Source organism: Alistipes sp. AF14-19, assembly GCF_003461645.1.
Taxonomy (GTDB): Bacteria; Bacteroidota; Bacteroidia; order Bacteroidales; family Rikenellaceae; genus Alistipes; species Alistipes shahii.
On the sequence record NZ_QTXM01000021.1, the window covers coordinates 25,873 to 45,890 of the forward strand.

The 20,018-nt window shown below is 60.4% G+C and carries 19 protein-coding genes and 1 pseudogene; 13 read left to right on the forward strand and 7 right to left on the reverse strand.

Annotated elements, in window-relative coordinates:
- Positions 1-8: 8 nt before the first annotated feature.
- Entirely contained in the window at positions 9-1,382 is a 1,374-nt protein-coding gene (locus tag DWW03_RS14095; protein ID WP_022061267.1) for a DUF5723 family protein, read from the forward strand.
- Between the two features lie 321 nt (positions 1,383-1,703).
- On the opposite strand, the gene DWW03_RS14100 is transcribed toward DWW03_RS14095, so the two are convergent.
- From DWW03_RS14100 to DWW03_RS14110, 3 genes are read right to left on the reverse strand one after another with little or no spacing between them, the layout of a single operon-like run.
- Positions 1,704-2,552, reverse strand: a complete 849-nt coding sequence (locus tag DWW03_RS14100) for a patatin-like phospholipase family protein (protein ID WP_015548036.1) — start codon at positions 2,550-2,552, stop codon at positions 1,704-1,706.
- Positions 2,549-3,277, reverse strand: coding sequence for a DUF169 domain-containing protein (locus tag DWW03_RS14105; protein ID WP_022061268.1), 729 nt, complete (start codon positions 3,275-3,277; stop codon positions 2,549-2,551). The genes DWW03_RS14100 and DWW03_RS14105 overlap by 4 nt, the downstream gene beginning before the upstream one ends.
- Before the next feature lie 3 nt (positions 3,278-3,280).
- Positions 3,281-3,814 carry a 5-formyltetrahydrofolate cyclo-ligase gene (locus DWW03_RS14110; RefSeq protein WP_015548038.1) on the reverse strand — a complete coding sequence of 178 codons (534 nt, stop codon included), beginning with the start codon at positions 3,812-3,814 and terminating at the stop codon, positions 3,281-3,283.
- Positions 3,815-3,946: 132 nt separating this feature from the next.
- On the opposite strand from DWW03_RS14110, the gene DWW03_RS14115 reads away from it, so the two are divergent.
- From DWW03_RS14115 to DWW03_RS14160, 10 genes are all read left to right on the forward strand, one after another.
- Positions 3,947-4,642, forward strand: coding sequence for a succinate dehydrogenase cytochrome b subunit (locus tag DWW03_RS14115; RefSeq protein ID WP_022061269.1), 696 nt, complete (start codon positions 3,947-3,949; stop codon positions 4,640-4,642).
- A gap of 36 nt (positions 4,643-4,678) precedes the next feature.
- Entirely contained in the window at positions 4,679-6,625 is a 1,947-nt protein-coding gene (locus tag DWW03_RS14120; protein WP_015548040.1) for a fumarate reductase/succinate dehydrogenase flavoprotein subunit, read from the forward strand.
- Positions 6,626-6,663: 38 nt separating this feature from the next.
- Positions 6,664-7,407: a succinate dehydrogenase/fumarate reductase iron-sulfur subunit gene (locus DWW03_RS14125; RefSeq protein ID WP_022061391.1), complete on the forward strand. Its 744-nt coding sequence runs from the start codon at positions 6,664-6,666 to the stop codon at positions 7,405-7,407.
- A 333-nt stretch (positions 7,408-7,740) separates the two neighbouring features.
- A complete protein-coding gene (locus tag DWW03_RS14130) occupies positions 7,741-8,280 on the forward strand; it encodes a PspC domain-containing protein (RefSeq protein WP_015548042.1) in 540 nt (179 codons plus the stop codon).
- A 4-nt stretch (positions 8,281-8,284) separates the two neighbouring features.
- The gene (locus DWW03_RS14135; protein WP_015548043.1) at positions 8,285-8,494 is read left to right on the forward strand and encodes a PspC domain-containing protein; all 210 of its coding nucleotides are present in this window, start codon (positions 8,285-8,287) and stop codon (positions 8,492-8,494) included.
- A 4-nt stretch (positions 8,495-8,498) separates the two neighbouring features.
- Entirely contained in the window at positions 8,499-8,834 is a 336-nt protein-coding gene (locus DWW03_RS14140; protein ID WP_015548044.1) for a PadR family transcriptional regulator, read from the forward strand.
- Positions 8,835-8,852: 18 nt separating this feature from the next.
- The gene (locus DWW03_RS14145; RefSeq protein WP_022061393.1) at positions 8,853-9,647 is read left to right on the forward strand and encodes a head GIN domain-containing protein; all 795 of its coding nucleotides are present in this window, start codon (positions 8,853-8,855) and stop codon (positions 9,645-9,647) included.
- Between the two features lie 22 nt (positions 9,648-9,669).
- On the forward strand, positions 9,670-11,019 hold the full coding sequence (locus DWW03_RS14150) for a PspC domain-containing protein (protein WP_022061394.1): 1,350 nt from the start codon (positions 9,670-9,672) through the stop codon (positions 11,017-11,019).
- Positions 11,020-11,157: 138 nt separating this feature from the next.
- Entirely contained in the window at positions 11,158-12,138 is a 981-nt protein-coding gene (pfkA, locus tag DWW03_RS14155) for a 6-phosphofructokinase (protein ID WP_015548047.1), read from the forward strand.
- Positions 12,139-12,207: 69 nt separating this feature from the next.
- Positions 12,208-13,209: an adenosine kinase gene (locus DWW03_RS14160; RefSeq protein WP_015548048.1), complete on the forward strand. Its 1,002-nt coding sequence runs from the start codon at positions 12,208-12,210 to the stop codon at positions 13,207-13,209.
- Positions 13,210-13,393: 184 nt separating this feature from the next.
- On the opposite strand, the gene DWW03_RS14165 is transcribed toward DWW03_RS14160, so the two are convergent.
- Positions 13,394-14,293 carry a glycosyltransferase family 2 protein gene (locus DWW03_RS14165; RefSeq protein WP_022061395.1) on the reverse strand — a complete coding sequence of 300 codons (900 nt, stop codon included), beginning with the start codon at positions 14,291-14,293 and terminating at the stop codon, positions 13,394-13,396.
- 69 nt (positions 14,294-14,362) lie between these two features.
- Here DWW03_RS14165 and DWW03_RS14170 point away from each other — a divergent pair, with 69 nt between their 5' ends.
- Positions 14,363-16,408: a protein-disulfide reductase DsbD family protein gene (locus tag DWW03_RS14170; RefSeq protein ID WP_022061396.1), complete on the forward strand. Its 2,046-nt coding sequence runs from the start codon at positions 14,363-14,365 to the stop codon at positions 16,406-16,408.
- A gap of 69 nt (positions 16,409-16,477) precedes the next feature.
- On the opposite strand, the gene DWW03_RS14175 is transcribed toward DWW03_RS14170, so the two are convergent.
- Positions 16,478-17,383 (reverse strand): PLP-dependent cysteine synthase family protein, encoded by a 906-nt coding sequence (locus DWW03_RS14175; RefSeq protein WP_015548052.1) that lies wholly within the window; start codon positions 17,381-17,383, stop codon positions 16,478-16,480.
- 144 nt (positions 17,384-17,527) lie between these two features.
- Here DWW03_RS14175 and DWW03_RS14180 point away from each other — a divergent pair, with 144 nt between their 5' ends.
- The gene (locus tag DWW03_RS14180; protein WP_204846777.1) at positions 17,528-18,979 is read left to right on the forward strand and encodes a sulfatase; all 1,452 of its coding nucleotides are present in this window, start codon (positions 17,528-17,530) and stop codon (positions 18,977-18,979) included.
- Between the two features lie 58 nt (positions 18,980-19,037).
- On the opposite strand, the gene DWW03_RS16685 is transcribed toward DWW03_RS14180, so the two are convergent.
- Both DWW03_RS16685 and DWW03_RS14185 read right to left on the reverse strand, forming a co-directional pair.
- Positions 19,038-19,202, reverse strand: coding sequence for a hypothetical protein (locus DWW03_RS16685; RefSeq protein WP_022061398.1), 165 nt, complete (start codon positions 19,200-19,202; stop codon positions 19,038-19,040).
- 210 nt (positions 19,203-19,412) lie between these two features.
- Positions 19,413-20,018 (reverse strand): annotated as a pseudogene (locus tag DWW03_RS14185) (hypothetical protein); the annotation flags it as partial.

Consider the following 20,018-nt stretch of genomic DNA (forward strand, 5'->3'; position numbering starts at 1 on the left):
ACTCCATCATGAAAAAAATATACACCCTCATCGCGGCGGCGCTTCTGGCGACCGGCGCCGCAGCCCAGAACCCCACGGCCTATTTCATGGAGGGTTCGACCTTCCGCAGCCAGTTCAACCCGGCTTTCGCGCCGCTGCGCGGCTACGTCAACATCCCGGCCATCGGCGGCGTGAACATCAACGTGGGCGGCAACATCGCCGTGGACAACATCCTCTTCTCCCGCGACGGCAAGCTGGTGACGCTGCTCGACAGCTCCGTGTCGGCCGCCGACGCACTCTCGGGCCTCAAGCAGAACAACCTGCTGGGCATGGACTTCCGCATGAACGTCATCGGATTCGGCGCCTTTACCAAAAACCACAAGAATTTCTGGTCGTTCGACCTCAACGTGCGGGTCAACGAAGACGCCAACCTGCCCTACTCGCTCTTCGAATTCATCAAACTCGGCAAGGAGGGCCAGATCCGTAACTTCGGCACCTCGACGGACTCCTACCTCGAGGCGGCTTTCAGCTACTCGTTCCCGCTGATGGACGACCGCCTCTACATCGGCATCCGCGGTAAGTTCCTCGCCGGACTCGCCCGTGCGCAGGTCACCTACGACCGCTTCGACATCTCGCTCCGCGAAGACCGCTGGGCCGTTCTCACCCAGGGCACGCTGGACCTCACGGCCGCCGGGGCCAAAGTCGAAACGGACCCCGACAGCGAGACCTTCGAGATAGGCGATCTCGACTTCAAACCCACCAAACCCGCAGGATACGGCTTTGCCCTCGACCTGGGCGCCACGTACGACATCCTGCCCAACCTGCAAGCGTCGCTGGCCGTGACCGACCTGGGATTCATCAGCTGGAGCAAGAAAAACTCCGTCATGGGCGTCTCGACGCAGGAGACGGAATTCACGGGCGCCACGGTTCCGGAAAACGCCTCGGAGCCGGTTCCGGATTTCGACCTCGAAATGCTGAAATTCAACCAGGTCGACGGGCGCAGCACGACCAAGATGCTCCACGCGTCGGTCAACGCCGGACTCGAATACGAAGTGTGGCGCCACAAAATCGGCATCGGCCTGCTCTACACGGCCCGCGTCTGGAAATACAAGACCATGCACAACATCACCGGATCGGTCAATTTCCACCCCGTGCGCTGGTTCACGGTGTCGGGAAGCTATTCGGTGATCGACAACCGCGGCGGAGCCGTCGGCCTGGCGCTGAACCTCTGCCCCAACTGGATCAATTTCTATCTGGCAACCGACGTGCTGACTTCGAAGCACACGCCGCAGTGGGTTCCCATCAAGCAGAGTTCGATGAACGTAACGCTCGGCCTGGGCATCCCCATCGGCAAGCGGAGCCACCGTATCGCGGCCTACGTCCGCGAAGGCGACAGACGCTGACCCCACCCCGCAAACAAGCAAATTCCCGGCTCGATGAGCCGGGAATTTGCTTTGCGAATGCGTCCCGCAGGCCGGACCGGGCACCCGGACAGGCGGCCGCAGCGCGAAAAAAAACGGATTTGCCACGCGAAAAAGGCCCGCCCCTTCGGAATTTTGGACGCACCCATATCACTTTCGGGCAAAGCGATTGCAAATCCGGAAACTTTCTCTATCTTTGCCCCGTAAGGAATCCGGAAATGTTTTCCGCCATCTCCTTCATCCTCGAATACATTGCGACGGCCCTAAAATCTGTGTGAAGTTGCGTCACTACTTTTGAATTCTTCAAAAACGGGCCGTCGCAATCTTTTCTTCGCTTTCAGCAAAAACCATACCGTTTTCACCGTCGGTTTCCAGCCGCTCCAGCGCCGCGCGCGTCGCCGCACGCCCCGCCTCGAGAATCTCCTCCGAACGGTAGAACTCGAACATGCCGTAGCTGTCGGCGGGCAGCCCGACCATGATGTCGGGTTTGTACAGACGGCACATCAGCTGCGTGATGCGCTGCTGCATGATCTGCGACGAAGCGATCAGCACCTTGTAATAATTCAGCGACGCATTGGCCCGGCGGACGGAATCGGCCCCGAACCGGGCGCTGACGTCCACGGCGACCAGCAGGTCGCCCTCCTCGCGCCGCACGCGGTTCAGCGGCAGCGGGTTGACCGTGCCGCCGTCGACCAGCACCCGGCCGTCGCGGTGCACGGGCCTGAAAACCGAAGGAATCGAGATCGAAGCCCTGATGGCGTCGTACAATCCCCCGCTGTCGAGCACCACTTCGTCGCCCGTCAGCAGGTCGGCCGCCACGGCGGCGAAAGGCACGGGCATCCGCTCGATCTGCACGTCGGGGACCAACTCCTTCATCGCCTCCATCACCCGGTCTCCCTTGACCAGCCCTTCGGTGCTCAACGCGAAATCGACCAGGCTGAAAACCTTGTATTTATCGAGTGCGCGCATCCACTCCTTGAACGGTTCGAGGTACCCCGAGGCATACACGCCCCCGACCAGCGCACCCATCGAGGTCCCCGCCACGGCGCTGATCTCGAATCCCTGCCTCTCCAACTCTTCGATGGCCCCGATATGGGCCACGCCCCGTGCGCCGCCGCCTGCCAGCACCAGCGCCACTCTTCTCTTTTTCATATATTCCCTCCATTAATGCGGACCCGGACCTTGTTCCACGCATGGGTCCCGAAAAGACAACTTGCACGCATCGTGCCGCACATCTCGCGCAAACGCGACATCGGCGCGACGAACCCCAGCTCCGAGGCGTCGACCCACGGACGCACCGAAGGGTCGAACAACGCCAGGAAGACGCTGCGTCCGCCCCGGCGGTTCTCCCGCACGGCCTGCGTCACGACGGCGCTGCATCCCGACCCGAAGGGCGCGCACACGGCATCGTCGGCATTGTTGTCGTAAACGGCCCACGACACCAGTCCCGACAATATGTCGGGCGTGGCGAAAAACAGCGCCCCGTCGGCCGTACCGAAAGCCTCCGCGGCCTGCGGCGTATCAATGCGCGCAAAATTGAGCCACGCACCGGAGGCCTCCGGCACGCCGAGCCGCCCGATGAACTCCAGCACCATTTCGGGCGTCTGCTTGTAGTGCTCCTTCTGCGACACGAAGGCCGGCACGAAGGGCGGCATCGGTGCAAAGCCGGTGTAGAACTTCCCGCCCCCGCAGCCGATATTGGCGGCATTGAGGCTCACCGCCGACCCCTCGCGGGCTTCGGCCAGCGCCTTGAAAAAACATCCTTCGACTTTGGGCACGGCACGCACCGGCCCGTCCGAATACCAGAACAGCAACGGCAGTCCCGCGGCGGGTCTGAACGCCTCGCCATAGGCGGAGGCAAACTCTTTCGCATCCATCATTCAATCCGTTATTATGTAATCCATCGCCACGTCGTGCGGCTCCGCAGGCAGCTCCCCGACCAGTTGGTGGGCAAAGCACACGCCGACTTTCACGGCGTGCACGTCCGGCCGGGAGAGGTATTTGTCGTAGTAACCCCGGCCGCGGCCGCAACGGGCGCCCGCGGCGGTGAACGCCGTGCCGGGAACGATCACGAGGTCGATCTCCGACGGGTCGCACGTCTGCGCCTCGGGTCCCGGCTCGGCGATGCCGAAAGCCCCCGGACGCAGCGTCTGCGGGTCGTATTCGCAGAATCGCATCACATCCCCTTCGACGCGCGGAACCACGATGCGTTTCACGGCGCTCCACCGCGCCAGCGTCTCCGCCGTGTCCGGCTCGTCGGGAAGCGAGCAGAAAACACCCACCGTCCGGGCCGCGCCGAAAGCCTCCAGCCGCCCGGCCCGGCCGAATATCCGGCGCGAGGCTTCGGCGCGCTCCGCAGCGTCCATTCCGAGGTTCCGCCGGCGCATCGCGGCGCGCAGTTCTTTTTTGGTCATAAAACCCTCCTTTCAGGCATAAAATTCCCGTCCGTTTCTATTGTTATTCCGCAAACAATGGCTATCTTTGCGTGCGTAAAATAAAAGCACCGGAACACAAATCATTAACAAATATAACAAATTAAAATCATTATGAGCTGTTTTCTATCTAATTCCTCGCTTGGCAAGAAGTTAGTAATGAGCGTGACGGGCATGTTCCTCGTGCTCTTCATCCTCTTCCACATGTCGATGAACATCACGGCGATCATCTCGCCCGAAGCGTACAACATGATTTGCGAACTGCTGGGCGCAAACTGGTACGCGCTGGCCGGAACGGCCGTTCTGGCGCTGGGCGTCTTCGTCCACTTCCTCTACGCCGTCATCCTCACGCTGAACAACTACAAGGCACGCGGTTCGCAGCGTTACGCCGTGACGGTGCAGGAGCCGGGCGTGGCATGGGCTTCGAAAAACATGCTCGTACTGGGCTTCATCATCCTGGGCGGACTCCTGATCCACCTGTTCAACTTCTGGTCGAAGATGCAGCTCGTGGAGATTCTGGGCGGGCACGAGAACTCGCTGGGACTCGACCCCGCGGACGGAGCTTCGCTGATCGCCTACACCTTCTCGCAGTGGTACTACGTGGTGATCTACCTCGTATGGTTCGCCGCCCTGTGGTTCCACCTCACGCACGGCGTATGGTCGATGTTCCAGACCGTGGGCTGGGCCAACGACACGTGGTATCCCCGCCTGAAGTGCATCGCCAACATCGTGGCCACGATCATATTCCTCGGATTCGCCGCCGTGGTGCTCGTCTACTTCTTCTGCCCCTGCATCGCAGGCGCATGCTAATCACCCCCTTTGTAGAATAATAAACACACAAACGATATGGCTTTAAAATTAGATGCTAAAATTCCTGCCGGTGCTCTGGCCGAAAAGTGGAGCAACCATAAGACAGCTATCAAGGTCGTAAGCCCCGCCAACAAGCGCAAGCTCGACATCATCATCGTCGGTACGGGTCTGGGAGGCGCCTCCGCAGCCGCTTCGCTCGGCGAACTGGGCTACAACGTCAAGGTATTCTGCATTCAGGATTCGCCCCGCCGCGCCCACTCGATCGCGGCCCAGGGCGGTATCAACGCAGCGAAGAACTACCAGAACGACAACGACTCGGTATACCGCCTGTTCTACGACACGATCAAGGGCGGCGACTACCGCGCCCGCGAGGCCAACGTCTACCGTCTGGCCGAGGTCTCGAACCTGATCATCGACCAGTGCGTGGGCCAGGGCGTCCCCTTCGCCCGCGAGTACGGCGGCCTGCTGGCCAACCGTTCGTTCGGCGGCGCGCAGGTATCGCGTACGTTCTACGCCCGCGGCCAGACGGGCCAGCAGCTTCTGCTGGGCGCCTACGCGGCCCTCAACAAGGAGATTGCGGCCGGTTCGGTGAAGAGCTACCCGCGCCACGAGATGCTGGACATCGTCATCGAGGACGGCGAGGCAAAGGGCATCATCGCCCGCAACCTCGTGACGGGCGAGATCGAGCGCCACGGCGCCCACGCCGTCGTGATCGCCACGGGCGGCTACGGCAACGTCTTCTTCCTGTCGACCAACGCCATGGCGTCGAACGGCTCGGCCGCATTCCAGTGCTACCGCAAGGGCGCCGGCTTCGCCAACCCCTGCTTCACGCAGATCCACCCCACCTGCATCCCCGTTCACGGCGACCAGCAGTCGAAGCTGACGCTGATGTCCGAGTCGCTGCGTAACGACGGCCGTATCTGGGTTCCCAAGAAACTCGAGGACGTGAAGGCCATCCGCGCCGGCAAGCTCAAACCCTCGCAGATCGCCGAGGAGGACCGCGACTACTATCTGGAACGCCGCTACCCGGCCTTCGGCAACCTCGTGCCGCGCGACGTGGCTTCGCGCGCCGCCAAGGAGCGTTGCGACGCAGGCTACGGCGTGAACGAGACCGGTCTGGCCGTATACCTCGACTTCAAGACCGCCATCGAGCGTCTGGGCAAGGACATTATCAAGCAGCGTTACGGCAACCTCTTCGACATGTACGAGGAGATCACCGACGTCAGCCCCTACGAGCAGCCGATGCAGATTTTCCCCGCCGTGCACTACACGATGGGCGGCATCTGGGTCGACTACAACCTGATGACCACCATCCCGGGTCTCTACGCCATCGGCGAGGCCAACTTCTCGGACCACGGCGCCAACCGCCTCGGCGCATCGGCCCTGATGCAGGGTCTTGCCGACGGTTACTTCGTGCTGCCCTACACCATCGGCGACTACCTCTCGCACAAGATCCAGGCCCCGAAGGTGAAGACCGACACCAAGGCCTTCGACGAGGCCGAGAAGGGCGTCAAGGAGAAGATCGCGAAACTTCTCGCGATCAACGGCAAGCAGTCGGTGGACGACATCCACAAGAAGCTGGGCCACATCATGTGGGAGAACGTCGGCATGGCCCGTACGAAAGAGTCCCTCGAAAAGGCCATCACCGAGATTCAGGCCCTGCGCAAGGAGTTCTGGAAGGACGTGAAGGTCGTAGGCAAGGAGAACGACTTCAACGTCGAACTTGAAAAGGCGCTGCGTCTGGCCGACTTCCTGGAGCTGGGCGAGCTGATGGCCCGCGACGCCCTCAACCGCGAGGAGTCGTGCGGCGGCCACTTCCGCACGGAACACCAGACCGAGGAGGGCGAAGCCAAGCGCGACGACGAGAACTTCGTATACGCCGCCGTATGGGAGTACAAGGGCATGGACCAGGCTCCGGAACTCACCAAGGAGCCGCTGAACTTCGAGTTCGTGCACCCCGCACAGCGCAACTACAAAGATTAAGGCCATTTGACGTTGAACTTTAATATCGAATCGAAACCATGAATTTTACATTAAAGATATGGCGTCAAAAGGACGCTAAATCCAAAGGCGCTTTCGAGAGCTACAAGGTGGAGAACATTTCGGCCGACACCTCGTTCCTCGAAATGCTCGACATCCTGAACAACAATCTCATCCACGAGGGCAAGGAGCCGGTGGCCTTCGACCACGACTGCCGCGAGGGTATCTGCGGCATGTGCTCGCTGCACATCGACGGACAGGCCCACGGTCCCAGCCAGGGCGCCACGACCTGCCAGATCTACATGCGCAAGTTCAAGGACGGCGCGACGATCACCATCGAGCCGTGGCGCTCGGCAGCGTTCCCCGTCATCAAGGACCTCGTGGTGAACCGTTCGGCTTACGACCAGATTCTGCAGGCCGGAGGCTTCATCTCGGTGCGCACGAACTCGGTGCCCGACGCCAACGCCATTCCGATCTCGCAGGCCGACGCCGAGGAGTCGATGGACGCCGCCGCCTGCATCGGCTGCGGAGCCTGCGCCGCGACGTGCAAGAACGGTTCGGCCATGCTCTTCGTCGCCGCCCGCGTGTCGTCGCTCGCCAAACTGCCCCAGGGCCGTGTCGAGGGTGCGCGCCGCGCCAAGGCGATGGTCGCCAAGATGGACGAACTGGGCTTCGGCAACTGCACCAACACGGGAGCCTGCCAGGCCGAGTGCCCCAAGCAGATTTCCATTGCGCATATCGCCCGTCTGAACCGCGAGTTCCTCTCGGCGAAGCTCGAGGACTAACGACTGTCGCAGCAGCGATAACGACCAGGGCCGGAGCGTTGCTCCGGCCCTTTTTATGCCGGGCGATATGCGCGTCGCGCATCCAGACAGACAATCCCTCCCGGCCTCCCTTTGAAAGGGGGGGGGAGAAGAGACCCCGCCGAACCGCGAGTTCCTCTCCGGCGCATACCCCCCCCCGAACCCCAAATTGCCGCCGTTCTAAATATAGGTATGAAAAATAATTTCAAAAAATGAGGTACTCTGTATTACATAATACTAAAATTCGTATTATATTTGCATTGTAATAATAGTAAAACCCGCAAAACATCAAACCGCGACAATACTTTTACGACCATGAAAGAGACTGTAAACGTAAACATCGGCTCCGTGGCATTCATCCTCGACGAGGACGCCTACCGGGTACTGGGCAGCTATTTCGACGACATCCGGCGGCGCCTGCCGGAGGGTGACGCCGAAACGATGGGCGACATCGAGGCCCGTGTGGCGGAGATATTCCGCGAGCGGGTCGCCTCGCCCATGCGGGTCATTACGCTCGACGTCGTCCGTGCGACGATGGCCCAGATGGGCAGTCCGGCCGATTTCGGCGAACCCCGCGGCGCGGAGCGGTCCGAGTCCGCCGAGGGAGGGACCGGAACCGAATCCGCCGAACAGCCGCCCCTGCGCAAACTCTACCGCTCGCGCACCGAGCGTTCGATCGCCGGCATCTGCGGGGGTCTCGCCGCGTACTTCGACTCCGACCCGACGCTGATCCGGCTGCTGATGCTCCTGCTGATCCTTTTCGGCGGACTTTCGATCTGGGCCTACATCATCCTCTGGATCGTCATTCCCGAGGAGCCGGCCCGAAAATTCAATATCAACAGCAAAAACCGATAAAATCATGGCAACGAACGAAAACAGACGGTTATTCCGTTCCCAAGACAGCATTATCGCAGGCGTCTGTGCCGGCCTGGCCGAATTCTTCGGACTCGATACATCACTGGTACGCATCGCAACCCTGCTCCTGATCTTCTTCGGAGGTCTCTCGCTCTGGGTTTACATCATCCTCTGGCTGATCGTTCCCAAAGCCCCCAAAAGGTTAAACGCATAGCACCATGGCTGAAGACAACGTAAAGGCGCAAATGCGCAAAGGAATTCTGGAGTACTGCATCCTCGCCATTCTCTCCCGCGAGGACTCGTATGCTCCGAAGATCATCGCCGAACTCAAGCAGGCCGAGATGATCGTAGTCGAGGGTACGCTCTACCCGATCCTCACCCGGCAGAAAAATGCCGGACTGCTGACCTACCGCTGGGAGGAATCCCCGCAGGGTCCGCCCCGCAAGTACTACACGCTCACGGACAAAGGCCGCGAATACCTCGCAACGCTCGACGAAGCCTGGGATGAACTCGTCGGACAGATCCAACTCATCCGCCACGGAAAAAACAATTAACCCCCAAAAAACAAAACCATGAAAAAACTCCTGCTGATAGCCGTCCTGATCGCAGCGTGCCTCTCCGCAACCGCTTATGTCGCCTGCGTCGCAGCGCCCCTGCTGGGCAAAAACATCAAGGGCAGCGGCAAGATCGTCACCAAAACCGTTCCGGCACCCGATTTCGACGGCATCGAAGCCTCGCGCGCCGTGAAAGTCGTCATCTCGGACAAGGTGTCGGACATCCGCATCGAAGCCGACGACAACCTGATCGACCTGGTGGTGGTCCGGGCCGTCAAGGGCAAACTCGAAGCCACCCTCGATCAAAAGGTGAACAACATCCAGAACGGCAACGTCACGATCACCGTCCCGGCCAACGGGAAAATCCGCTCGCTCGACGCTTCGAGCGCCTCGAAGATCATCGGCGAGACGACGCTCAAAGCCGGCAAATTCAGCATCGAGGCTTCGAGCGCCGCCAAGATCAAAGCCGCGGTGGAAGCCGTCTCCTGCACCATCGAAACATCGAGCGCCTCGAAGGTCGAGGCCTCGATCGAGGCCGAAAGCTGTTCGCTCGACGCATCGAGCGCATCGAAAATCATCCTCGAAGGTTCCGCCGGGACGTTCAGGGCCGACATGAGTTCGGCATCGAAACTCAACGCCGAAAAATTCTCGGCCGTCAACGCCTCGATCGACACATCGAGCGCCGCCAGCGCTTCGATCGATTGCAGCGGAAAACTCACCGCCAGCGCATCGAGCGGCTCGTCGGTCCGCTACTCGGGCGACTGCCAGACTTCGCTGGAAAAGTCGAGCGGCGGCAGCATCCGCAAACTCTGAATTCCGAAACGACGCGACAACCATGAAAGAGGTTAAAAAATGCAGCATCTCGGGCGTGGCATTCACGATGGACGCCGACGCTTACGAGGCCCTCGAAACCTACCTCGAGAGCCTCAAGACAACCTATAAGGACACGGCCGACGGCGCGGAGATCGTCGCCGACATCGAAGCCCGCATCGCGGAACTGATCCTCTCGGCGCAGGATAACACCCGCATCGTGGAGAAACCGCTGATCCTGAACATCATCCGGCAGATGGGCTCGGCCGAGGACATCTCCCGGGAGAGCGTCGACCGCGACCTGCACTGCGACACGCCGCGCATCCCCCGCCGGCTCTACCGCGACACGGAAAACGCCAAGCTGGGCGGCGTCTGCGCCGGAATCGGCAAATATTTCGACATCGACCCAGTGTGGGTGCGCCTCGGGCTGTTTCTGCCCCTGCTGTTCACCTGCTTCGGGTGGATTCCCTTCCTGCACTGGTTCAGCCCGATGTTCGGCAACCTGTTCGGCATCTTCCTGATCTGCTATTTCATCATGTGGTTCGCCGTTCCGGCGGCCCGTTCGGCGCGGCAGAAACTCGAAATGAACGGCGAGAAGATCACCGCACAATCCATCGGCGAGGTCACCGCGGCCACCGCCACGGCCTGCGCCGAACCCGACGCCAAGGCCAAACCGATCGTCGCCGAAGTCGTATCGGTCTTCGGCAAGGTGGTGCTGATCCTGCTGAAAATCATCGCCGGGTTCATCGTCTTCGGACTCATCATGGCGGCCTGCGCCCTGATCATCGGCATGTTCGCCCTGATCGTCGGCGGAGAGGGTTTCTTCACGCCCGCCGTCTTCGGCAACACGGTGTCGATCTGGATCGCGAGCCTGGGCATCCTGGCCACGCTCATCCCCATCATCCTGCTGATCTACGTGCTGATGTGCCTGATCGCCTCGCGCAAACCCGGCGGCAAGACCGTGCTGGCCATCTTCCTGCTGTGGCTGGCCTCGATCATCGCCGTATCGTGCGTGGCCATCCGCGAGAACGTGGGCGACAAGTTCCGGACGAAACGCAGGGTCCTCGAACAGGTGTTCCAGAGCGAAATCGTCATCGACGGCGACACCACCACCCTCGAACGCCTGCTGGAAGATTACGACGACGAAAGCGTGATCGAGGAGGGCCGCAAGACGCTCCACATCTCCGTGCCCTCGAAATCCATCGACATCACCGTCGACAAGAAGCAGGGCGAACTGCGGGTCAACGCCGACGGCCGGAAGGTCTCGGTCAAAGCCTCCGAGACCGACGACGAAGCCTCGGTGACGATCCGCCGGGAAACCGACGCCGCCGACAGCGCAAAAACGGCCCGCGGCAGCGCCGCCCGGTCCCGGTAAGCGAAGCCGGAAATCATTCGCGTTAAAATAAAAAGTTCCCGGAAATACGGGCGGCATCCTTTTTGGGCCGCCCGTATTTTTGAAATTTTTGAAATATTTTCGTACCTTTGAACGGTTTTGTTTTTAACAAATGAGAGTATGGCCGGAATCAAGAGCATAGGCATTCTGACATCGGGCGGCGACGCGCCGGGCATGAATGCGGCAATCCGCGCGGTGACGCGCAGCGCAATCTACAACGGATTTACCGTAAAAGGAATCATGCGCGGATTCAAAGGTTTGGTATTCAACGAGATCGTTGAATTCAAATCGCAGAGCGTGAGCAACATCATCCAGCTGGGCGGCACGATTCTGAAAACCGCCCGCAGCGAGGAGTTCAAGACCGTGGAAGGCCGCAAGGCGGCTTACGACAACATGGTGGCCGCGGGCATCGACGCTCTGGTGGTGATCGGCGGCGACGGATCGCTGACCGGCGCGGGACTTTTCGCCGAGGAATACAACGTGCCGATCGTGGGGCTTCCCGGAACGATCGACAACGACCTCGGAGGCACGGACTCGACGATCGGCTACGACACGGCGCTGAATACGATCATGGAGTCGGTCGACAAACTGCGCGACACGGCGTCAAGCCACGAACGCCTCTTTTTCGTCGAGGTGATGGGCCACACGGCGGGTTACCTGGCGCTCAACAGCGCCATCGCGACGGGTTCCGAGGCGGCGATCATCCCGGAGATGGAGACCGAGGTCGACCAGCTGGCGGAACTGATCAACCACGGGTTCCGCAAGAGCAAGAACTCGGCGATCGTGATCGTCGCGGAGAATCCCAAGACGGGCGGCGCCACGGCGCTGGCCGAACGTGTGAAGAAGGAGTTCCCGCAGTACGACGCGCGAGTGACGATTCTGGGCCATATCCAGCGCGGCGGCTCGCCGACGGCCGTGGACCGCATCCTCGCCTCGCGCATGGGCGAAGCGGCCATCGAGGCGATCCTCGACGGACAGCGCAACGTGATGATCGGCACGATGAACGGCAAGATCGTCTACGTGCCCTTCGCCAAGGCCATCAAACACGACAAAGGCATCGACCGCGGAGCGCTGGAACTGGTGAAAATCCTGTCGATTTAGACAGCTCCGCCTGCCCGCCGCGAACGGCCGCAATGCAAACGAATTCAACAAAAACCCGAACATAAGCGAATGAAACGCGTAATTGGCATCGGCAACGCCCTGACCGACATGCTGGTCAACCTGAAAACCGACTCCGTGCTGGGGAGGTTCAAATTAGCCAAAGGCTCGATGAGCCTCGTGGACACCCGGCTCCAGACCGAAATTTCGAAATCGGTGGCCGGACTCCCCTATTCCCTCTCGCTCGGAGGATCGGCCGGCAACACCATCCGCGCCATGGCGCAGCTGGGTTGCAGCGTCGGGTTCATCGGCAAGGTGGGCCCCGACACCACGGGCGACTTCTTCGTGCAGGCGCTGGACAACCTCGGCATCGAGCCGATCATTTTCCGGGGCAGGGAGCGTTCGGGCAAATGCGTGTCGCTGATCTCCGCCGACGGCGAGCGCACGATGGTCACCCACCTCGGCGCGGCGCTCGAACTCTCGGCCGGAGAGATCGAGCCGTCGATTTTCGAGGGGTACGACTGCCTCTACGTCGAAGGTTATCTGGTGCAGAACCACGACCTGATCCTCAAGGCCGCCCGTACGGCCAAGAAGTGCGGCCTGAAGGTCGCCATCGACCTGGCCAGCTTCAACATCGTGGCCGAGAACCTCGAATTCCTGCGCGGGCTGGTGAGCGAGCACGTCGACATCGTTTTCGCCAACGAGGACGAGGCCAAGACCTTCACCTGCGAGGCCGAGCCGCTGAACGCCCTCCAGGCCATTTCGCAGATGTGCGAACTGGCCGTCGTGAAGATCGGCACGAAAGGCGCGCTGATCAAACAGGGCGAGGAGGTCGTACACGTGGGCATCATGGCCGCGGCCAAGCGCGTGGACACCACGGGAGCGGGCGATTTCTACGCCGCCGGATTCCTGGCGGGGCTTTGCGACGGACTTTCGCTGCGCCAGTGCGGCACGATCGGCGCCATCACCGCCGGCAAGGTGATCGAAGTCGTCGGCACGACCTTCGGCGAGGAGGCCTGGGCCGACATCCACCGGCTGGTGAACAAGGTCAAAAACGAAAAGTACCTGTTTTAAATACAAAGGGTTGAACAAATGTTCAGCCCTTTGTATTTAAAACAGCAGCGCATACCGGAATCACAACCAATTTTCTTCCGGAGAATTCGCTGTCGCCCAGCGTTCCGCCGTATTTACAATTCTGCCCCACCCCAAATCCCTCCCTCGGGAGGGGCTTATCGCATGCGACCAAAGTCTGCAACTCCTAATTTCTAATTTTCGTAAACAGCCCCCGGCTGATTTCCAGACGCATGCGCAGCAGCCACCGCGATTTGCGGGGCGGCATCGTGCAGCAGAACACGAGCGTCGCCGCCCATTTGGCGATCTCCAGCACGAAGGTCTTCGGCAGCCGGCGGTGGATTTCGGCCCGCAGCCGCTGGCTCACCCCGACGTTGTAGCTCAACCGCCGGAAATAAGCCCCGGTGAGTTTCGCCGGCGGAATGATGTGCCACATCACCGCCCCCGGCACATACCAGATCGTCTCGCCGCCGAGCAGGAGACGTTCGAAAAAGTCGTTCTCCTCGCCGCCGATCAACTCGCCGTTCACGCGCCCCAGCGTCGGATCGAACCCCCCGTAACCGGCCAGCCCCGCACGGCGGAAAGCCATATTGCCGCCCCCGGGAACGCGTCCCGCCGGGAACGGACGCACCCGCTCTCCGAAATCCATCGGATTGGCGATCGGCATTTCGACGTATTTCGACATCCACGCCGGACGTCCCGCGGGGTATTCGGCGACGATGCGCCCCCCGGCCACGACGGCCCCGGGACGGGTTTCGAAGAATTCGAGATAGGCGCGCAGAAACCCCTCGTTGACCCGTTCGTCGTCATCGATGAAGGCCACCAGCGGCGCCTGCGCCTCCCGCAGTCCGCGGTTGCGGGCGTACGACACCCCCGGTCCCTCCTCCGCGACGAGCCGCAGGCCGCACCCGGGATGCGCCGCGGCAAAGGCCGCGAAACGCGCCTCGGTGTCGTCCGTGGAGTTGTTGCTCACCACCACGCACTCCCACTCGTCGCGCGGAAGATCCTGCCGCACGACGGATTCGAGCGCCGCAACGAGTTGTGCGGCACGGTTGTGGGTGGGAATGACGAGCGAGATTCGAATCATCGTGCGAATGTAGCAATTTATCCGTAAAAAACCCGTATATTTGTCCGAAATATAAAAAGCGACACGACTATGTACAAACTGATTCGCACCCTCCTGCCGGTCCTTGCCGCAATGATCGCCACGACCGTCTCGGCGCAGAGCGTCAGCTGGAAAAGCTCGGTGCAGCACCTCGACGGCCAGACCTACCGGATCGTGCTGGAAGCATCCATTCCGGCTCCCTGGCACATGTACGACATGGGACCCTACGAGGGCGGGCCCAACGCCACGACGATCACCTTCACCCCGGGCGAAGGCGCCGTCCTCGAAGGAGGCGTCGAGCAGCTGACCCGTCCCGAACGCCACTACGACAAAACGTTCGGAATGGAGATCGGAACCTTCGCCCGAAAGGCGCAGTTCGCCCAGAGCGTGAAACTCACGGCCCCGCAGGCGACCGTCAAAGCGGAACTCGCATGGATGATCTGCAACGATACGAGCTGCCTGCCGCCCGACGACACGGAACTGACGATCACCCTGCCCGCAGGTGCGACGCCCGCCGTGCAGCCCGCGGAAACTCCGGCCAAGGAGAGCGCCGCGGCACCGGAAACCGTCCCTGCGGCCGAAATCGCTCCCGCACAGAAGGACGCCGCAGGCGGCGGCTCGCTGTGGGGGCTGATCATCGAAGCCATTCTGTGGGGCTTCGCCGCCCTCCTGACCCCCTGCGTCTTCCCGATGGTCCCGATGACCGTTTCGTTCTTTATGAAAGGCTCCGGAAGCCCCGCGCTGGGCCGCATCCGCGCCGGCATGTACGGGTTCTTCATCGTGGCCCTCTACACGCTGCCCATCGCGGCGATCATCCTGATCACCCGCCTGGTGGGCGGCGACGCCGTGACGGCCGACATCTTCAACTGGCTGGCCACGCACTGGCTCCCGAACATCCTCTTCTTCCTGGTGTTCATGGTCTTCGCCGCATCGTTCTTCGGCGCGTTCGAGATCACGATGCCCTCGTGGATGGTCAATAAAACCGACTCCAAAGCCGACTCCAAAGGCCTTGCCGGCATCTTCTTCATGGCCCTGACGCTCGTGCTGGTGTCGTTCTCGTGCACCGGACCCATCGTCGGCTCGGTGCTGATCAAATCCACCGCCGGGGAGTTCTGGAGTCCGATCGTGACGATGCTGGCCTTCTCCGTCGCCTTCGCGCTGCCGTTCACCCTCTTCGCCTTCTTCCCCTCGATGCTCAAGAAGCTGCCCAAGAGCGGCGGATGGCTCAATTCGGTGAAAGTCGTGCTGGGATTCATCGAAGTCGCGCTGGGCATGAAGTTCCTCTCGGTGGCCGACCAGACCTACCACTGGGGACTGCTCGACCGGGAGATCTACCTCGCCGTGTGGATCGTGACCTTCTCGCTGCTGGGTCTCTACCTGCTGGGCAAAATCAAGTTCGCCCACGACAGCGACATGCCCTACCTCGGCGTAGGACGCCTGGCGCTGGCCATCGTCACCTTCTCGCTGGTCGTCTACCTCGTCCCCGGCATGTGGGGCGCCCCGCTCAAAGGTCTTTCGGGCTACCTGCCGCCCCTGCACACGCAGGACTTCGTCATCGGACAACAGGACGGCTCCGGACCGGCCCCGGCAGGCGGCGAGGCGCGCATGCTGCTGACCGTCGACGGACAGAAACCCAAACACAGCGACTTCCTCCACCTGCCGCACAACCTCGAAGGATTCTTCGATCTCAAGGAGGCCGAGGCATACGCCGCCAAGGTCGGCAAGCCGCTCTTCATCGACTTCACGGGCCACGGATGCGTCAACTGCCGCGAAATGGAGGCCCGCGTATGGTCCGACCCGCAGGTGCTGGACATCCTGCGCAACGACTACGTGATCGTGGCGCTCTACTCCGACGACAAGAAAGTGCTTCCCGAGAGCGAATGGGTGACCACCGATGCGGGCAAGGTGCTCAAGAGCCTCGGCAAAATCAACTCCTACTACGCGCTGAAGACCTTCGGGGTCAACGCCCAGCCCTACTACGTGTTGCAGGGGCGCGGCGGGAAGGAGTTGGTTCCGCCCCGCGGCTACGACCTCGACGTGCAGGGATTCGTCGATTTCCTCCGCAGCGGCGTCGAAGCCTACGACAGGCAGAAATAGGGATTCCCTCCCCGAAAAAAGCCTGCGGCCGAAACGGCCGCAGGCTTTTTCAGTATTCCGGACGGAGGATCAGTCCGAGAACTCGTCGAACATCGTCGTGCTCAAGTACTTCTCGGCCCGGTCGGGGAAAACCACGACGATATTGCCCCGCTCGATCTTCTGCGCCGTACGCACCGCAGCCAGCATCGCCGCGCCGCTCGACATGCCGGCGAAGATCGCCTCCCTGCGGATGATTTCCCGGGCCATGGAGATCGCCTCCTCGCTCTCGATCATCTCCTGCACGTCGATCTGCGACGGATCGTAGATGTCGGGCACGATGGCCTCCTCCATGTTCTTGAGCCCCTGAATGTAGTGGCCGCGGATCGGCTGTGCGCAGACGACCTTGATGTCGGGCTTCATCACCTTGAGGAAACGCGAAAGACCCATCAGCGTCCCCGAAGTCCCGATGGCGCAGACGAGGTAGTCGATGTTGCCGCCGGTCTGCTGCCAGATCTCCAGCGCCGTCGACTGGTAGTGGGCCAGGTAGTTGCTGGCGTTGGCGAACTGGTCGGGCATGAAATACCTGCCGGGAGCGTCGGCGACCTTTTTCCGCGCCAGGCGGATCGCCCCGTCGGTCCCCTCCTCGGCGGGTGTCAGAATCACCTTCGCACCGTAGGAGCGGATGATCTTCCGCCGTTCGATCGACACCGCTTCGCTCATCACGATCTCCACGGGATAGCCCTTGACGATCCCCACGATGGCCAGCCCGATGCCCGTGTTGCCCGATGTGGGTTCGATGATCGTCTTGCCGGGCGTCAGCCGTCCGTCCCGCTCGGCGGCCTCGATCATCCGCAGCGCAATGCGGTCCTTGATGCTTCCCGTAGGATTGAAGCCTTCGAGTTTGGCGAATATTTTCACGTTCGGATTGGGGCACAGCCGGTTGATCCGCACCATCGGGGTCGTGCCGATGGTCCCCAGAATATTCTTTTTAACCATAAATCACCGCTCATTAAACCGCGTAAAGATAATCATTTTCCGGAAAAAAGATTAATTTTGTGAAATGTCATGTCCGTCTCGTGAAGACAAACGGGTCCCGGCCTCACGAAACGGCATCCCCGGACAAGGACCCACCCTACCCGAATGAACCCATCGAGATTCAGGCCGGCCGCCGGCATGGCGCTGCTGACCTTCGCCGGAATTCCTGCGGCACAGCACGCTGACGCACACCCGAAACACCCCGGACAACAGCCGCCGAACATCGTGCTCATCCACCTCGACGACATGGGCTACGGCGACCTGACCGCAACGGGGGCCACCGGATACCGGACACCCAACATCGACCGGCTCTGCGCCGAAGGCATGCGCTTCACCAATTATTACAGCGCCCAGGCTGTCAGCAGCGCTTCGCGCGCCGGGCTTCTGACGGGATGCTACCCCAACCGCATCGGATTCGCCGGGGCGCTCGGTCCGAAATCGAAAACAGGACTCAACCCCGACGAGGAGACCATGGCCGAAAACCTGAAGAAAGCCGGCTACGCAACCGCCATCGTCGGCAAATGGCACGTGGGATGCCGCCCGGGGCTTATGCCCCTCGACCACGGTTTCGACGAATACTTCGGGCTGCCCTACTCCAACGACATGTGGCCCCACCATCCGCAGACGTCGTCCTATCCGCCGCTGCCGCTGTACGAAGGGCGCAAGGTCGTCAACCCGTCGGTCTCGGCCGCGGACCAGGCGCAGCTCACCACCCGGTACACGGAACATGCCGTCGACTTCATCACACGCAGGTCCGAAGGCCCGTTCTTCCTCTACCTGGCCCACTCCATGCCGCACGTGCCGCTCTTCGTCTCGGACAAGTTCAAGGGCAAAAGCGAGCAGGGACTGTACGGCGACGTGATGATGGAGATCGACTGGAGCGTGGGCGAAGTGCTCAAGGCGCTGGAAAAGAGCGGCGCGGCCTCCAATACGATCGTCGTGCTCACTTCGGACAACGGGCCGTGGATCAACTACGGCGACCACGCCGGCTCGACGGGCGGTCTTCGCGAAGGCAAGGGAACCACCTTCGAAGGCGGGCAGCGCGTGCCGTGCATCGTGTGGTGGCCGGGGACGACGCCCGCCGGAACGATCTGCAACCAGCTGGCCTCGTCCATCGACCTGCTGCCGACCTTCGCGGAGATCGCGGGCACGCCGCTCCCGGCGAAGCAAATCGACGGCGTAAGCATCCGCAGCCTGTTCGAGGGCGTGCCGGACGCCGCGCCACGCACGTCGTTCCTGTTCTACTACCGGAAAAACAGCCTGGAAGCCGTGCGCGACGGACACTACAAACTCGTGTTCGCCCATCCGGGCCGCAGTTACGAAGCATTCCCGCCCGGCAACGGCGGACGCCCGGGCAAGGTGGCCGAAGGGCACGAATTCCCGCTGGCGCTCTACGACATGCGCCGCGACCCCGGCGAACGCTACGACGTTCAGAACCAGCATCCCGAAGTGGTCGAGGAGCTGATGCGGATCGCCGATGCGGCGCGCGAGGACCTGGGCGACGACCTGCGGGGAATGCCCGGCAGGAACAGGCGTCCGGCAGGCAGGGCCGAATAAACGACGAGGGGCAGGTCCGGACGGACCTGCCCCTTGCCTTTGCGGCGCGGAAAACGGACTATTTACGCTCCTTCCCGATTTCGGCGAAAGCCGATTTCACTTCATGCTCTTTCTGCTGACGGGCTTTGGGCGTCGGAGCCTTGCCCTCTTTAACCAAACGATTGATGTTACGCTCGAAATTCTGCTCGCAAGGTTCGCAGGCGGTGTCTTTGTTCTCTTTCATGGCTTTGGAAATTTTATGGTATCGACTGCTGCTGCAAATAGCGCGCCGTTTGCCCGACCATTCATTCCGGCAAACAAAAAAACGGACAACTCCGTAGAATTGTCCGCTTTGGTAGCGGGAGGAGGACTCGAAATTACATCGTAATATAATTCATATCAACAACTTAAATACGAACATCACAGTGAGTATTCCAACTCTTAATCTTATTTTTTAATTTAGTTTTAGCATTTCCTCTGTTAGAATAATCCTTCTAATACTTCGTTTGTCATCAAATGGCACAACAAGATCCTTAGAAGACACATTCTCATCCAATGGCAAATAACCATCTGGTTTTTTAGCTGTTTTCAATAAATCTACATACGTCCCATAATCTAATGTATATATATTATAACGTACGCCCGGATTATCTTTGTCTGCATACCCTCTTTTTACAAAATGTATAACGCGAGCATCAAATAATCGCTGAATCACATCATTCCTCTCAAGTTCTCGACGAATTAAAAATGACCGAGCCTTACGATTACCAATTACCTCTGTCACAATTCTTTGTAAAACATAATTTAGAGAATCATCAATATTTGTAAATTTATCTTTTTCAAACCAATCTCTTGCTGCAGATAAAATAATTGGCTTATCTATCTTATTTTTATTTTGCTTTTGAGCATCAAAATAAGCTAAATTAAAAATATTAATCATATCTCGGGGCACACCCTCAGAAGCTCGCACCAATTCTTTAAACACAGCTCTATTAGAAAATAGATAATACCCGTTGGTTGAATTAAAATAAAGCATCTTTAACAAGACCAATTTTACGAT

What these genes read in the sequence shown, in the direction of transcription:
- DWW03_RS14095 (WP_022061267.1), top strand. Translation starts at nt 9, where the DNA reads ATGAAAAAAATATACACCCTCATCGCGGCGGCGCTTCTGGCGACCGGC.
- DWW03_RS14100 (WP_015548036.1), bottom strand. Translation starts at nt 2,552, where the DNA reads ATGAAAAAGAGAAGAGTGGCGCTGGTGCTGGCAGGCGGCGGCGCACGG.
- DWW03_RS14105 (WP_022061268.1), bottom strand. Translation starts at nt 3,277, where the DNA reads ATGGATGCGAAAGAGTTTGCCTCCGCCTATGGCGAGGCGTTCAGACCC.
- DWW03_RS14110 (WP_015548038.1), bottom strand. Translation starts at nt 3,814, where the DNA reads ATGACCAAAAAAGAACTGCGCGCCGCGATGCGCCGGCGGAACCTCGGA.
- DWW03_RS14115 (WP_022061269.1), top strand. Translation starts at nt 3,947, where the DNA reads ATGAGCTGTTTTCTATCTAATTCCTCGCTTGGCAAGAAGTTAGTAATG.
- DWW03_RS14120 (WP_015548040.1), top strand. Translation starts at nt 4,679, where the DNA reads ATGGCTTTAAAATTAGATGCTAAAATTCCTGCCGGTGCTCTGGCCGAA.
- DWW03_RS14125 (WP_022061391.1), top strand. Translation starts at nt 6,664, where the DNA reads ATGAATTTTACATTAAAGATATGGCGTCAAAAGGACGCTAAATCCAAA.
- DWW03_RS14130 (WP_015548042.1), top strand. Translation starts at nt 7,741, where the DNA reads ATGAAAGAGACTGTAAACGTAAACATCGGCTCCGTGGCATTCATCCTC.
- DWW03_RS14135 (WP_015548043.1), top strand. Translation starts at nt 8,285, where the DNA reads ATGGCAACGAACGAAAACAGACGGTTATTCCGTTCCCAAGACAGCATT.
- DWW03_RS14140 (WP_015548044.1), top strand. Translation starts at nt 8,499, where the DNA reads ATGGCTGAAGACAACGTAAAGGCGCAAATGCGCAAAGGAATTCTGGAG.
- DWW03_RS14145 (WP_022061393.1), top strand. Translation starts at nt 8,853, where the DNA reads ATGAAAAAACTCCTGCTGATAGCCGTCCTGATCGCAGCGTGCCTCTCC.
- DWW03_RS14150 (WP_022061394.1), top strand. Translation starts at nt 9,670, where the DNA reads ATGAAAGAGGTTAAAAAATGCAGCATCTCGGGCGTGGCATTCACGATG.
- pfkA (WP_015548047.1), top strand. Translation starts at nt 11,158, where the DNA reads ATGGCCGGAATCAAGAGCATAGGCATTCTGACATCGGGCGGCGACGCG.
- DWW03_RS14160 (WP_015548048.1), top strand. Translation starts at nt 12,208, where the DNA reads ATGAAACGCGTAATTGGCATCGGCAACGCCCTGACCGACATGCTGGTC.
- DWW03_RS14165 (WP_022061395.1), bottom strand. Translation starts at nt 14,293, where the DNA reads ATGATTCGAATCTCGCTCGTCATTCCCACCCACAACCGTGCCGCACAA.
- DWW03_RS14170 (WP_022061396.1), top strand. Translation starts at nt 14,363, where the DNA reads ATGTACAAACTGATTCGCACCCTCCTGCCGGTCCTTGCCGCAATGATC.
- DWW03_RS14175 (WP_015548052.1), bottom strand. Translation starts at nt 17,383, where the DNA reads ATGGTTAAAAAGAATATTCTGGGGACCATCGGCACGACCCCGATGGTG.
- DWW03_RS14180 (WP_204846777.1), top strand. Translation starts at nt 17,528, where the DNA reads ATGAACCCATCGAGATTCAGGCCGGCCGCCGGCATGGCGCTGCTGACC.
- DWW03_RS16685 (WP_022061398.1), bottom strand. Translation starts at nt 19,202, where the DNA reads ATGAAAGAGAACAAAGACACCGCCTGCGAACCTTGCGAGCAGAATTTC.